This window comes from Aquimarina sp. BL5 (assembly GCF_003443675.1).
Classification (GTDB): domain Bacteria; phylum Bacteroidota; class Bacteroidia; order Flavobacteriales; family Flavobacteriaceae; genus Aquimarina.
Genome location: NZ_CP031963.1, coordinates 3,537,098 through 3,552,254, shown reverse-complemented (window position 1 = coordinate 3,552,254; position 15,157 = coordinate 3,537,098). Strand labels below are relative to the sequence as shown.

13 protein-coding genes are annotated in these 15,157 nt (G+C 34.1%); 10 read left to right on the top strand and 3 right to left on the bottom strand.

From position 1 onward, the window contains the following. Positions 1-122: 122 nt before the first annotated feature. Positions 123-506: a VOC family protein gene (locus tag D1818_RS14855; RefSeq protein WP_118459775.1), complete on the top strand. Its 384-nt coding sequence runs from the start codon at positions 123-125 to the stop codon at positions 504-506. Here the strand turns inward: D1818_RS14855 and D1818_RS14850 are convergent. Continuing rightward, positions 503-1,843 (bottom strand): cytochrome-c peroxidase, encoded by a 1,341-nt coding sequence (locus tag D1818_RS14850; RefSeq protein WP_118459774.1) that lies wholly within the window; start codon positions 1,841-1,843, stop codon positions 503-505. The two genes, D1818_RS14855 and D1818_RS14850, sit on opposite strands and share 4 nt — an antisense overlap. A 125-nt stretch (positions 1,844-1,968) precedes the next feature. After that, positions 1,969-3,246 (bottom strand): branched-chain amino acid transport system II carrier protein, encoded by a 1,278-nt coding sequence (gene brnQ, locus D1818_RS14845; RefSeq protein WP_118459773.1) that lies wholly within the window; start codon positions 3,244-3,246, stop codon positions 1,969-1,971. A 69-nt stretch (positions 3,247-3,315) separates the two neighbouring features. Here brnQ and D1818_RS14840 point away from each other — a divergent pair, with 69 nt between their 5' ends. Next, a complete protein-coding gene (locus D1818_RS14840; RefSeq protein ID WP_118459772.1) occupies positions 3,316-4,095 on the top strand; it encodes an alpha/beta fold hydrolase in 780 nt (259 codons plus the stop codon). 220 nt (positions 4,096-4,315) lie between these two features. Continuing rightward, positions 4,316-4,585: a hypothetical protein gene (locus D1818_RS14835; RefSeq protein ID WP_233558491.1), complete on the top strand. Its 270-nt coding sequence runs from the start codon at positions 4,316-4,318 to the stop codon at positions 4,583-4,585. 1 nt (position 4,586) lies between these two features. On the opposite strand, the gene thiL is transcribed toward D1818_RS14835, so the two are convergent. Further along, positions 4,587-5,633 (bottom strand): thiamine-phosphate kinase, encoded by a 1,047-nt coding sequence (gene thiL, locus D1818_RS14830; protein WP_118459771.1) that lies wholly within the window; start codon positions 5,631-5,633, stop codon positions 4,587-4,589. A gap of 460 nt (positions 5,634-6,093) precedes the next feature. Here thiL and D1818_RS14825 point away from each other — a divergent pair, with 460 nt between their 5' ends. From D1818_RS14825 to D1818_RS14795, 7 genes are all read left to right on the top strand, one after another. After that, positions 6,094-7,320 (top strand): choice-of-anchor B family protein, encoded by a 1,227-nt coding sequence (locus D1818_RS14825; RefSeq protein WP_118459770.1) that lies wholly within the window; start codon positions 6,094-6,096, stop codon positions 7,318-7,320. 62 nt (positions 7,321-7,382) lie between these two features. Then, positions 7,383-8,825 carry a choice-of-anchor B family protein gene (locus D1818_RS14820; RefSeq protein ID WP_118459769.1) on the top strand — a complete coding sequence of 481 codons (1,443 nt, stop codon included), beginning with the start codon at positions 7,383-7,385 and terminating at the stop codon, positions 8,823-8,825. Between the two features lie 164 nt (positions 8,826-8,989). Then, entirely contained in the window at positions 8,990-11,476 is a 2,487-nt protein-coding gene (locus D1818_RS25935) for a choice-of-anchor B family protein (protein ID WP_118459768.1), read from the top strand. Positions 11,477-11,490: 14 nt separating this feature from the next. Further along, positions 11,491-12,858: a hypothetical protein gene (locus D1818_RS14810; protein WP_118459767.1), complete on the top strand. Its 1,368-nt coding sequence runs from the start codon at positions 11,491-11,493 to the stop codon at positions 12,856-12,858. A 3-nt stretch (positions 12,859-12,861) separates the two neighbouring features. Then, positions 12,862-13,608 carry an MbnP family protein gene (locus D1818_RS14805; RefSeq protein ID WP_118459766.1) on the top strand — a complete coding sequence of 249 codons (747 nt, stop codon included), beginning with the start codon at positions 12,862-12,864 and terminating at the stop codon, positions 13,606-13,608. Next, positions 13,609-14,661 carry a cytochrome-c peroxidase gene (locus tag D1818_RS14800; protein WP_118459765.1) on the top strand — a complete coding sequence of 351 codons (1,053 nt, stop codon included), beginning with the start codon at positions 13,609-13,611 and terminating at the stop codon, positions 14,659-14,661. Between the two features lie 130 nt (positions 14,662-14,791). Beyond that, a complete protein-coding gene (locus D1818_RS14795; RefSeq protein WP_118459764.1) occupies positions 14,792-15,121 on the top strand; it encodes an iron-sulfur cluster assembly accessory protein in 330 nt (109 codons plus the stop codon). Positions 15,122-15,157 lie beyond the last annotated feature (36 nt).

Here is a 15,157-nt window from a genome sequence, read left to right as displayed (position 1 = left end):
CTAATGAAATATAAACCTAATAGTTATTAAAGCTATTAGGTTTTTTTATGATCGTTTTTTGAAATTTTATAGAATATTTATGTTGATTTTGTCGTTGCATAGCAAAACATTAAAGAATAGTAATGCAGCGAATGAAAATTACAGCAGGTCATCAACAAGCAATGCCTTATTTGGTAGTCGAGAATGCAGATGATTTTATTGATTTTATCAGAAAAATATTTAATGCCCAGGAAATGATACGTAAGGTAGATGCTGCTTATAAAGTTGAACACTCTGAGGTAATGATAGGAGACGCTACTATAATGATTACGGAAGCCTCAAAAACCTATCCTGCGCAACATACTTCGATGTATGTTTATGTAAAAGATACCGACCAAACCTACTATAACGCTATAGATGCAGGCTCTACATCCTTAATGCAACCTATGGAAGAAGATTATGGCGCACGCGGAGCCGGTTTTAAAGATCCTTATGGAAATACCTGGTGGATTGCTACTCTAAATTAATCACATCCTAAATCTTCTCTGGATATGTAATCATTATTTGGAAAACAATTTCCAGAATTAATTGACCCTGGAACATATCTGCTCAATTCCGAATCTCGTAAGCTATTCGTAACAAAAGATGTCATATTATCTATTTCTTCTTCGGTAAGATTTATAGTTCCAAATTGAGAGGCTAAATTCTCTTTAGGTACTTCTGTATTTTGTGGATTTCCTTCGTTCTTATAAGAGATTATCTCTTTTATTGAAGTAAAAGTCCCTCCATGACCATAGAAACCATTATCTATTAAATTATATAGTGTTGGGGTTTTAAACTTAAAATCATCTGCAGGATTGTTTGTAAAGTTTCCTCTCCCTCTTTTAACGTTATCGATATTTACATCATATAATAGCAATGCACCATTTACATTTTCAAAATCACCCATACCAAAAGAGTGAAAATCTTTATCATTCAATGCAGGGCCTGTATGGCATTCATAACATTTTCCTTTTCCAAAAAAAGCAATGGCTCCTTTTTTCTCAGAATCACTTAATGCATTACTATTTCCTTTTAGCCAATCCTGCCATGGTGATTTATTTGCTAATAATGTTCTCTCATAAGCGGCAATAGCCAAAGCAGCATTGTCTTTAGTATATCTTTCATTTTCTGCTACATCAGAAAATGCTGCATCAAAAAGATCTTTATAACCAAAAGTGTTTACAAACTCATCATCTATCTGCAATCTATGTACTTTTTGTCCTTTGATGGCCTGAACTTCCACACCTTGAAATCCTAAAAAATTTTCCTGAATCTCTGTCCAACTGGCTTCCGTTCCTGCATTTGTTCCTGTCCCTCCAAACTGTCCATTCCAAAGCATAACATCTTGATAGGCTACATTTAATAATGTTGGAGATTTTATGGGTTGTACATCAATAGAATCTCTTGGAACTGTTGTGTCAGCTACCCTTTCTTCTCCTCTTATTCCAAAACCTACGCCACATTCTCCAATTCCTTGTCTTATTCCAGCTGCAAAACCAGCTGACGCCTGATGACAGGAAGCACAAGAATAGGTTGCCTTCATCTCTGACATTTTCGGATTTCCTCCTGTAGCAGTTTCGTGTAGTAATAATTTACCTAAAAAGACTTTTTCTTCTGTAATTAGATTTAACGGATCTTGTGGGATATTCGCATAATCATCACTTTCCGGTAATGTAAAAAACGATACTCCTTCTCCATTAGATGCTTCATTCAATGTGCTTAATAATTCTGAGTCTAAACTTGAGGTGATTGGAATATAATCATCCTTTGTACATGAAGATATAATCAGTGCCATTACCGCACCGAATGTTAGCTTTTTCATTAGTATTAGTTTTCCCTATATTGATAAAATTCCCCTTTATTAACACTCTTAATAAAATGTTAAAGCGCGAATTTAAGAAAAAATGACAACACCATATACTATTTACTTTTAAAAATAATGCACACTTACTTTGAAGATTTTTCTTTGATAAAAACGTTACTAATAATAAGACAAAGTAAAGCTGGCAATAACCAAGCTAAACTATATGTTCCAAGTGGAATCAGGCTCAAAATAGGTTGTACCTGATCTTTAAACCCAATGGAAGCTAAAAAATCCGGTAAGCTAAATATAATGGTTATGATAACGACAGCTCTAAACACTAATGAAGAAGTAAATTTCTCCGGCAATACATTTAATAATATCAAGACAATAGTAATTGGATAAATAAACATTAATGCCGGAACTGCTACTACGATTATATCATGAACATCCATTTGCCCCATCGCAATACCTAGAACACACCCAATAATGGCTGTTATGACATATGCCTGTTGGGATTCACTGAATATTCCTTTAATAAAATCCGAAGTTCCTGTTACTATTCCCACTGCTGTTGTAAAGCACGCAAGGGATACCAGAACACTTAAGAAAGTGCTTCCGATGTTTCCTAGTGTTTTTAAACTTAAACCAGATAATAATTCAGTCCGGCTAATTTCCTTTTCGAAAGCTCCATTAAATAAAGCTCCATTATATATTAGTCCGGCATACACAATAAAGAGACCCATACCGGCAATAATTCCTGAATTACGAATTAGCGTTCTATTTTCTCGAAAACTTTTTCTTCCTTTCATCCGAAGCGAAATAATAATCACACCACCAACTACAACCGCTCCAATAGCATCAAATGTTTGATATCCCTCTAAAAGTCCATCTATTAAAGGTGTTTGAATAACTGAATTATTCATCGGCGGATGTGTGGAAAAAATTCCGATGAAAATGATGCTAAGAATTACAATGAAGATTATCGGTGTAAGGAACTTTCCTAGAATATTTAAAATTTTTGACCTGTTTAGTACAAAAAACAGTACAAAACCAAAATAGATGCTACTCGTTAGTAAAGAACTCGTTCCAAAAAAAGGTTGTATGGCCATCTCGTGAGTTACCGATGCGGTTCTTGGGGATGGTAATGCAATAGAAATAGCATAAACGATAAAACAATAAATAAGGCTAAAAGTAGGAGACACTTTCTTTCCAAAGTCTAACATAGTCCCTTGCAATCTTGCGTGAGCAAAAATACCAAGTAACGGAAGCACAACTGCAGAGATAACAAAACCAATAACAACCAAAAACCACATATCACCCGCTTTAAAGCCCAAGTTAGGAGGTAGAATTAAATTTCCTGCTCCAAAAAACATAGAGAACAAAGCAAATCCTGTGATAAAAGTTTCTTTATTAAATCGCATTTAGTTAGGTTTATATCGCTTAAACGAATATTGATAATTTGATAAAAAGTTGAAATATAAAATTTCAAAATGACATTAGCATATAAAGGGATTGAAATTAATTATAACACTTACGGAAAAGGTACTCCTCTGGTTTTTTTACACGGTTTTTTAGAAAACTCTACGATGTGGAATGATATCATCCCTCATTTTTCTGAAACTCATAACTGTATAACAATAGACCTTTTAGGCCACGGAAAAACGAATTGTCTGGGTTACATTCATAGAATGGAAGATATGGCAGAAGCGATTAGAGCCGTTTTGTACAGTATCAAAATTGATAATCCTATATTCATTAGTCATTCTATGGGCGGGTATGTTTCATTAGCCTATATAGATCTATTTCCCAAACTAGTTTCGGGACTTGTATTGCTTAACTCTACTTCTTTTCCTGATAACGAAGAAAGAAAGGTAAATAGAAGCAGAGCAATTGATATTGTGAAGAAAAACCCCAAAGCGTATACAAGTATGGCGATTGCCAATCTTTTTGCTGAGGAAAACCGTGATAAATACATAAATCAGATTGAACTCATAAAAAATGAAGCTTCAAAAACACCTTTACAAGGAATCATTTCTGCCTTAGAAGGCATGAAGATCAGAAAAGATCATACAACAACCTTATTAAAATTTAAAAAACCTAAAATAATTTTTGCAGGACAAAAAGACCCTGTATTATCATACCAACAAAATACCGAAGAATCAAAACAATGTAAAACCGATTTAGTTTCACTTAATGGCGGTCACATGTCCTATATCGAAAATCGAAATGAGCTTTTAAAAAACCTGCATCAATTCCTTCAATACTTCTGACATATATTCCCCTATTTTCTAGCCTTACCTCTCCACTTAAAAAAGACCATAATTACTCATTAATTATCCGACGAAATACATTTTTAAAGGTCAAAACCACTATAAAATACACTTTTAAAGCAAAATTTGGAGTTTTTTCAAAAATTTTTCTTACAAAATGTTGTTAATAACTAAAAAAAACTTATTATTGTATTGATAATGAACTTTTAACCCCTACAAAATGAAGAAATCTATACCCAATTCGTCATTCTCCATTTCAAAAATTTATTGCGCTTTATTCGGCCACGATTATGTTACTTCCAAGCAAGTTACACATCATATAAAAGAGTATACTTGTTCTCATTGTGGTGAACAGGCAACTACGAATAGCAGAGGTAGATTAGAAGTAATGACTCCAAAACTTAAGGAAATTAATGATGCACTAGCATCTGTGCACGCTAAGAAGATTGCAAGAAATAAAGGTAAAATAAGTCTTCAGACGGCTTCTTAAATTATTCTTTTATAGGATTCCATCCTTGAGCAGTTAGTTGAATTTTTTCATTTGCTCTAGTAACTAATCCTATTCCGCTTTTTTCATCTGTCATATGACCAATTACGGTAAGATTCGGGTTTGCTTTAATCTTAGGAAAATCTTCTTGTTTAATCGTAAATAATAATTCGTAATCCTCTCCTCCACTTAGAGCTACGGTTGTACTATTTAATTTAAACTCCTCACAAGTAGAAATAACTACAGGATCCAGTGGAATCTTTTCTTCGTATAGATTTACTCCTACTTTAGATCTTTTACATAAATGTATCACTTCAGAAGATAAACCATCACTTATATCGATCATACTTGTTGGTTTTACCTCTAGAGCTTTAAGAAGTTCTGATATGTCTTTTCTAGCTTCAGGTTTTAATTGTCGTTCTATTAAATATGAATACTGATCCAGATCTGGTTGAGAATTAGGATTCGCCTTATATACCTGTTTTTCTCTTTCTAATATCTGAAGTCCCAAATATGCTGCTCCTAAATCTCCAGTTACTACCAATAAATCGTTTTCTCCTGCACCATCACGATATACTAAACTTTCTTCATCCGCATGCCCTACAGCCGTAATGCTTATCAATAATCCAGTGGTAGAAGAGGTTGTATCACCTCCTACTACGTCTATATTATATATTTTGGCTGCAGCTTCAATCCCTGCATATAGTTCTTCTAATGCTTCCAAAGGAAATCTGTTAGATACCGCTATAGACACTGTAATTTGTGTTGCAGTCGCATTCATTGCATAGACATCAGAAAGATTCACCATTACTGCCTTATAGCCCAAATGCTTTAGCGGAACATAGGATAAATCAAAATGCACTCCTTCAATCAAAAAGTCTGTGGTTAATACACATTTTTTGTTTTTAAAATCCAACACTGCAGCATCATCGCCAATGCCTCGAATGGTAGATTCATGTTTGATTTCAAAATTTTTGGTTAAATGATCGATCAAACCAAATTCTCCTAATTCTGACAATGATGTCCTTGATGTATTTTTATCTTCAATCATAATTGCAAAGGTAGGAAACAAGGTGATTTCATTATATAAAAAATCTAGAAAAATCCAGGATTAATTTGTTTGCTCTAGATACATTTTCATTCGTGATTTGCAACTGTCGAACCATCTATAAATACCAATCAGTAACTCTAGAGATCGTAGAGCAAAATTTTAAATCATAATTAATGTGCTACCAAGTTTCATAGAACTTACAACCAATAATATTATACTATCTTCTTAAAAAACTTTGTTTTCTTTCATTTAACTTTTCATTGTTTAACGTCCTAAATATTAATAGTCATAAATTTTTGTTACCTTTTTCATCAAAGTTTTTCAAAACCACAGACTCATATTTCTCTTAAAACAAATATCAAATACAGTTTTGAATAGCTCACATTATATGGTCTAGTAGGGTATTTAGCTAATAAACTGTTATATATATAAGTCTCTAATTAATATTTAATTCTAGTAAATGAAAAAGTATTTTAGTGTAGTGATTTGTTTTTTCACATTATTATCAGTTATAAACTGTAGTAATGATGATGATCAAACTAGTGGAAATGACGGGAACCAGAATGCAAACTGCACAAATCAAGTGTCTGGTGGGATTTATCCAAGTTGTGGTATTGATTTTGTCTCTTCGATATCTTTAAGTACAATGAATGCTTCAGCTGGAAACGATAGTTGGGGATGGACGGATCCAAGTGATGGTAAAGAATATGTTATTATGTGCCTTGATAATGGTACCGCTTTTATTGATATTTCTACTCCTGAAACTCCTGTGTATTTAGGAAAATTACCCACTGCTACACAAAACAGCTCTTGGCGTGATGTAAAAGTATATCAAAATCATGCTTTTATAGTTAGCGAAGCTGCTGGTCATGGAATGCAGGTTTTTGATTTAACTAGATTAAGGAATGTTAGTAATCCACCGGAAACATTTACTGCGGATGCACGATATACAGGTTTTGGTAATGCACATAATATTGTCATTAACGAAAATACTGGGTTTGCATATGGTGTAGGAACGTCTACTTTTGGTGGCGGTCCACACTTTGTAAATATCCAGGATCCAACGAATCCAATAGCAGCTGGAGGCTTTATTTCTGATGGTGGCGACGCCTACAGTCACGATGCACAAGTGGTAACTTATAACGGACCAGATAGCGATTATACAGGAAGAGAAATTTTGATAGGAAGTAATCAAATAGAAATTGTAATTGCAGATATCACTGACAAAAATGCCCCCAGAACCATCTCTACGATTAATTATGCTAATATAGGATATACTCATCAAGGTTGGTTTACTGAAAATCAGCGATTTTTCTTACTTGGTGATGAACTAGATGAGACAAGTGTTGGCTTTAATACACGCACCATTGTCTTTGATTTTGAAGATCTTGACAATCCAAGATTTCATATGAATTATACAGGCCCTACACCTTCTATTGACCATAATGGTTATGTAAAGGGAAATAAATTTTATTTGGCCAATTATACCGCTGGTATGAGAATCATTGATATTTCTGATATAAGTTCTAATTCGATGCGCGAAATCAGTTTTTTCGACACTTTTCCTTCAAATAATAGTGTAAGTTTTAGTGGCGCGTGGAACGTTTATCCCTATTTTGAAAGTGGAAATATTGTGATCAGCGATATAAATTCTGGATTCCTCTTAGTAAAAGAAATCATACCTTAACAAAAAAATAATATCATTTTATAAAACCTCATTTAATTATACTCTTTAAAAAAACTCAACCAATGAAAAAACTGATCTTACTAAACTTAATTTTTTCGTCATTTATTTTGCAATCTCAAACTACATGTGATAATGGAATGGCAGGTTCTTTTCCTTGCGATGATTACATTTTAATGTCTCAGGTTTCACTAGCCACTATGGATGCTAATGAAGGAAGTGATAGTTGGGGCTGGACAGATCCTACTAATGGAAAAGAATACGCAATTATTGGGTTAGATAACGGAACCGCTTTTATAGATATATCTGATCCCATAAATCCCATTTATGTCGGAAAACTACCTTCTGCGGTAGCATCTAGCTCGTGGAGAGATGTTAAAGTATATCAAAATCATGCCTATATCGTAGCTGATTTTATACCAATTGGAAGTCATGGAATGCAAATATTTGATTTGACAAGGTTGCGCAATGTAACCAATCCTCCAGAAACCTTTACCGCTGATGGTAGATATACTGGATTTGGTAATGCACACAACATTGTTATTAATGAAGATTCTGGATTCGCATACGCCGTAGGTACTAGTAGATCTGGACCATATGAAGGAGGGCCTATTTTTATTGATATTCGAGATCCTAAAAACCCTGTGGATGCAGGTGGTTTCCTTTCTACAGGAGGCGAAGCCTATAGTCATGATGCGCAAGCAGTAATATACAACGGTCCTGACACAGATTATACAGGTCGTGAAATTCTTATAGGCAGTAATGAAATTGAAATCGTAATTGCTGATATCACGGATAAAACAAACCCAGTAACTATTTCTACAATTGGGTATACTGATATTGGATACGTTCATCAAGGATGGTTTACAGAAGATCAACGTTATTTTTTACTTGGAGATGAAGGTGATGAAAGTAGAGTAGGCTTTAATACCAGAACCATCATTTTTGATTTTGAAGATTTAGATAATCCTAAGTTTCATTTTAATTACACCGGACCTACAGCAGCGATAGATCATAATGGATATGTAAAAGGGAATAAATTTTATATGGCGAATTATAGAGCCGGATTGCGTGTAATTGACATTTCGGATATAGCAAATAAAAATATATCGGAAATTGGTTCTTTTGACAGTTTCCCTTCAAGTAATAGTGCTGCTTTTAATGGTGCCTGGAGTGTGTATCCATATTTCGATAGTGGAAATATTGTGATCAGTGATATCGAATCAGGTTTTTTACTTGTAAGAGAAAGTAATACTTTAAATGTGACAGATTTTTCGCAGAAGCCTGAATTCAAAATGTATCCAAACCCAACAAGCTCCGCAATTACAATAGACGGAATAAACACATTTGACTTAAAAAAAATAGAAATATTTAATGTTGTTGGAAAAAAAATGAGAGAGATTACCAAATTTGATAACTCTAATAGTATAACGATTAATTTAGAATACGATCCTGGAATTTATCTACTCAGGATAAACGATGTTACTAAGAAATTGATTGTTAACTAATACTTAATAATTATTAAAAACGATTAAATATTGATAATAAGGTGGTTAAACCGGATAAATAGTGTGGAAAGCTAGGACTTAGTTTGGAGTTTTTTAGATTAATTTTGTGTAAAGCGCTAGTTTTTAAGAACTAGTTCAAACTAACTACTAAATTACACAAACTCATGAAAAAACTACCCTTAGCTTTATGCTTTTTGGTATTTACTCTTATTTGCCAAAGTCAAACACCTTGCACAAATGGATTTGCGGGATCTTATCCATGTAAAGATTATGATCTTATGTCTACAATTTCACTTTCTCAAATGAACGCTAGCTCCGGAAATGACAGTTGGGGATGGACAGATACTCAAACATCTAAAGAGTATGCAATCATTGGCTTAAATAATGGTACTGCGTTTATAGATATCTCTAACCCTACCAACCCGGTTTATCTCGGTAAACTTCCTACTGCCACGGGTAATAGTCTGTGGAGAGATGTTAAAGTCTATAATAACCACGCTTTTATAGTAAGTGAGGCTTCTGGTCACGGTATGCAAGTTTTTGATTTAACTAGATTGCGTAACGTTTCTAATCCTCCTGCAAATTTTTCTGCAGATACCAGATATACACAGTTTGGAAACGCACACAATATTGTAATTAATGAAGATACTGGATTTGCTTATATCGTAGGAGCACAAAGAGGTTCTGGACCATATAATGGTGGTCCATTGTTTGTGAATATTCAAGATCCTAAAAATCCAACTAATGCTGGAGGGTTTTTGTCAGGAGGTCAAAGAGCTTATACTCACGATGCTCAGGTAGTTACTTATACTGGTCCTGATAGCGACTATAGCGGAAGAGAAATTCTTATTGGAAGTAACGAGATCGAAGTCGTAATCGCAGACATCACCGATAAATCAAACCCTGTAACAATTTCTACAATACAATATACAAATATTGGATATACGCATCAAGGGTGGTTCACTGATGATATGAGATATTTTCTATTAGGAGACGAAACAGATGAGCAAGGAGTAGGATTTAATACTAGGACTATCATATTTGATTTTGAAGATTTAGATAACCCTCAGCAACATATGATATACAATGGACCTACTCCAGCTATTGATCATAATGGATATGTAAAAGGAGATAAGTTTTATTTGGCAAATTATAGAGCAGGGTTTAGGGTTATTGATATTTCAGACATTGGAAACACCAACATTAACGAAATTGGATATTTCGATACCTTTCCATCTAGTAATAGTGCTTCTTTTAATGGAGCTTGGAACATATACCCATATTTCAACAGCGGAAATATAGTAATAAGCGATATTGAAGGAGGGTTTTTCTTAGTAAGAAAAAGTGAACCTGGAGATGGCGGAGGAGGTGACTGTCCTTCGGTAGTAACTTCTTTTCCGTTCAATGAAAGTTTTGAATCTGGTTTTGGGTCTTGGCAAAATGCATCTAGTGATGACCTTAATTGGACTAGGAATTCTGGAGGTACTCCTTCCACTGGAACAGGTCCAACTAGTGCTTCAGATGGTAATACTTACATCTATGTAGAAGCTTCTGGTAACGGAACAGGTTATCCAAACAAAAATGCAGTTTTAAATTCTCCTTGTTTAGATTTTACTAATCTTACTTCACCTAGCCTTACATTTCAGTATCACATGTTAGGAAGTACTATTAACAATCTAACAGTAGAAGCAAGAACTAATAACCAAGGAAACTGGTCATCTATTTTTAGCAGAAATGGGGCTCAAGGAAGTGACTGGAATGCCGAAACAATAGATTTATCCTCTTATTCAGGAGAAGCAAGTGTACAATTACGGTTTAGTGCACTAACAGGAAGTGGTTCTCAAGGGTGGCAAAGCGATATCGCAATAGACGATGTAAATATAACGGATGGCAATACTACTCCTCCTACATGTGATAGTATCGATTTTAGAGATTTTCAGATCACTCCATTCTCTAATCAGGACTCTGCCGGTAACTTTGTTGTAAATAATACCGGAACAACACTGTCCCTAACCAATAATACTTGGAAATATATTCCTTATAACTATACAGTCACTCCTAATACCGTAATTGAATTTGAATTCAGAAGCTCATCTCAGGGAGAGATTCATGCTGTTGGTTTTGAAAATGATAACAGCCTAACTTCCACTAGATATTTCAAGGTACACGGTACACAAAATTATGGTGTTACTAATTATGATAACTATTCTGGCAATAATTTTATAACGTATGTAATACCAGTAGGAAGTTTCTACACTGGAACAATGGATCGATTGGTATTTATCAATGATAATGATAGCGGTTCTGGTAATACCTCAGATTTCTCTTCTGTAAAAATCTATGAAGGCTCTTGCGGAAGATCTAATAATGTGCAGATAGCATCCTCTAATATCATTCCTGTTTTTGGTAATGAAGATGAAGATATTATGGCATTAAAAATATATCCAAATCCAGTATTTGGTCAGGTCTTAGAAGTGTTTTTAAATACGGATCAACCAGCATCGTATGAAATTATATCTATTACCGGACAATTGATAAGTACAGGAAACGTTACAAAAACAATAGATGTCTCAAGTTTGAATTCTGGAGTTTATCTTTTAAAAGTTTTTAATGATAACAGTCAGATTACTAAACGTTTAATAAAAAGATAATTTAATACTAACAAATGTGCAAATTCAAGTTCTTTTACAAATCCCTATTAATTTTTATTGTTATAAGTATAGTAGCTTGCGGCAGTGATGACAACGCAACCTCTTCTCCACCAACTACCAATCCCGAAGAAGGCTTTCAGGGAACTGTAGAGTGGGTTAAGACTTTTGGTGGTAGCGGTGAAGACGACGCTTTATCCATAGTAGAATCCGAGGACGGAGGTTACGTCGTTTTCGGATATACTCAAAGTGTAGATGGGGATATATCGGATAAAGACGCTACTGATAGTGATTTTTGGGTTTTAAAAATTTCTCCTGAAGGAACCGTAGTCTGGAGCAAAACCTACGGCGGTACTGGAGATGATCGTGGACAAAGGGTTATTAAGACTAATGATGGTGGTTATGCTTTAGTAGGTTATAGCAGAAGTGCTGATGGTGATGTAAGTGAAAATGCAGGATTGCAAGACTATTGGATGGTAAAAATTGATGCTTCCGGAAATTTACAATGGGAAAAGTCTTTTGGATTTCCCGGTATTGACCGAGCTTTCTCCATTGTGCAAACTGCTGATAATGGTTATTTCTTAACAGGATTTCTGGATGTTACAGCTAGTAATGGTGAAGGAAATGACAATAGAAAAAAATCTGAAAAACACGGTGTTGGAGAATTTTGGGGAATTAAACTAGATGCTTCTGGAAACAAAGAATGGAGACGCTATTTTGGAGGAACTAATAATGATAGAAGCTATGACACTGTACAAACCGAGGATGGAGGTTTTTTAATGATCGGATCCTCAGAAAGTGACGATTTTGATATTAGTTCAACTAAAGGAAGCTATGACTTTTGGGTAGTTAAAATAAATACCGAAGGAACTAAAGTTTGGGAGAAATCTTATGGAGGATCTGAAATTGATGTAGGATATGCAATTGCATCATCAGGAGATGGAAAATATGTTGTTGTGGGAGATTCTAGAAGTGATAATGGAGATATCTCGGATCCTAAAGGAAACGCAGATCTATGGATGATTCAGATTGATGGTAACGGAAATTTAATCTGGGAAAAATCATTAGGAGGAACAGAGTTTGATACAGCGAGAGGAATTCACACTACGCAAGATGGTAGTTTTATTATTACCGGTAATTCCAGAAGTAATAATGGAGATGTTGACGAAAATCAAGGTCAAAGTGATATCTGGAATATTTTAATCGATAGTAATGGAGATGTAACCTGGAAATCAACTTTAGGCGGAAGCCTTTCTGAATTTGCAGAAGGATGTATGGAAACTCAAGATAAAAAAATCATTATTGCCGGTAATTCCGAAAGTAATGATTTAGATATCCCTAATAATCGAGGGGGTAAAGACGTTTTAATAATAAAATATAAATAAAAAATGAAAAAGTTCACACTAATAGTACTCACTTTAATAACTTTAATTTCTTGTAAGGATGATGATGTTAATGTAGGTATTGTAAACCTAGAGTTTAAAAACAACGTAAACAACAACCCTATTAATTTAAACACAACATCATATACCAACTTAAGTAATGAAACCTATACAGTTTCTGAACTAAAATATATTATTAGTAATATTGTTTTGATAAAAGAAAATGGCGATGAATTCGCTTATCCAGTTGCTGATAGTTATTTTGTGGTAAATGAAGAAATTTCATCTAGCAAGCAAATTTCACTTAGCAATATAAATGCCGGTGCTTACACCAAGATTAGATTTGGTGTAGGAGTTGATCAATCTAACTATCCTCTTAATGAAGTTGCTAATTTTATTCCTACAGCAGAAGAAAATGGAATGTTATGGTCTTGGTCTGCGGGCTATAAATTTCTTAAATTCGAAGGTTCTTTTACTCCTCAGGGAGGAACCGCTGGTGATTTTCTATTACACGTAGGAAGTCATGGAACAGCCTTAGATAATTATAAAGAAATTACATTAGATATATCTAATACACTTACAATAGGAGATGGAACTACATCTAATTTATCAATACAAGCAGACATCTCTAAAATCTTTGATAGTACTTTTACGCATTCTTTAGAAGAAAAAAGTGATATACAAGTTGATCCTGATTCTGAAAAGATTGCAAACAATGTACAAACCATGTTTACTATATTAACAACAAACTAAATGATAAAGAATATAGGTTACATAGTATTCATTCTTTTTGGAGCAGCCTGTAGCTCTGAAAAGGATGAATACGTCCCTATTGGTCAAAATCCAGCTTTAGAATTTACAATTCCATCTAATTTTCCAGAACCAAGTTATAATATCACACTGAATACACCTACAGAAAAAGGATTTGAATTAGGTAAAAAACTATTCTATGATGGTCGATTGTCTTCTGATGGAGTGATTTCTTGCGGGTTCTGTCATATTCAGGATTTTGCGTTTACGCATCATACACATATTGTAAGTCACGGTGTAAACGGAGCATTGGGTACACGTAATGCACAACCTTTGCATAATCTTGCTTTTATGAAAGAATTTACCTGGGATGGTGCTGCAACACATTTAGATTTACAACCCATAATACCTATTACTGCAGAAGTAGAAATGAATGAGTCTTTCAGCAGTATTCTTCAAAAACTTGAAGAAAAACCTGAATATGTAGAGTTATTTGCCGAGGCATTTGAAGATCAAAAAATCAACTCAGAAAATCTACTCAAAGCACTGTCACAATTTATGATTATGATGATTTCGTCAAACTCAAAGTATGATAAAATCGAAAGAAACGAAGGTTCCGTTTTTACCGCTAACGAAGCAGCAGGGTTTGAGCTTTTTAAATCTAAATGTGCTTCTTGTCATGAAGGAACATTATTTACAGATCAATCATACCGTAATAACGGCTTAGCAGTAGATCCACAATATAATGATATCGGCAGAAATCGAGTTACTGGTCTTGCTTCTGATTTGCACAAATTTAAAGTTCCTACATTAAGAAATATCGAATTAACCTTCCCGTACATGCACGATGGAAGATTAAAAACACTAACGGATGTCTTGAATCATTACAGCGACGGCCTGGTAGATTCTGAAACACTGGATCCTGTTTTCAAAAACACTGATGGTGCAGTTATCGGAATTCCTATGACTGAAGAAGAAAAAGATCAAATTATCGATTTCTTAAAAACACTAACTGATGACGATTTCCTGAACGATAATCGTTTTTCTGAATTTTAATATTCTTTCATTAAATTTACTATAGAATATCCCTATTCTAATATATGTTAGATAAATGTTAGGTTCTGTAAATAAAACCTACATATGTAGTATATTTGCATTCAATTTAGAATTAATCTATTTATAAAGTATGATTAAGGTATCAGACACAGCTAAAAAGAAAGTCGTAGAGTTGATGAGTGATGACGGTTATGACGCTACTTTAGACTACGTACGTGTAGGTGTTAAAAGTGGTGGTTGTTCAGGTTTGTCATATGACTTAAAATTTGATAAAACTCAGGAAGACGGAGATAAGGTTTTTGAAGACAATGGTGTAAAAATAATTGTTGACAAGAAAAGTTTTTTATATCTAATAGGTACTACCTTAGAATATTCCGGTGGACTTAATGGAACCGGTTTCGTTTTTAACAACCCCAACGCTAATAGAACCTGCGGTTGCGGAGAAAGTTTTTCCCTTTAAAAATTTAAACAAAGATCCTAAAATAAAACCTAGGAT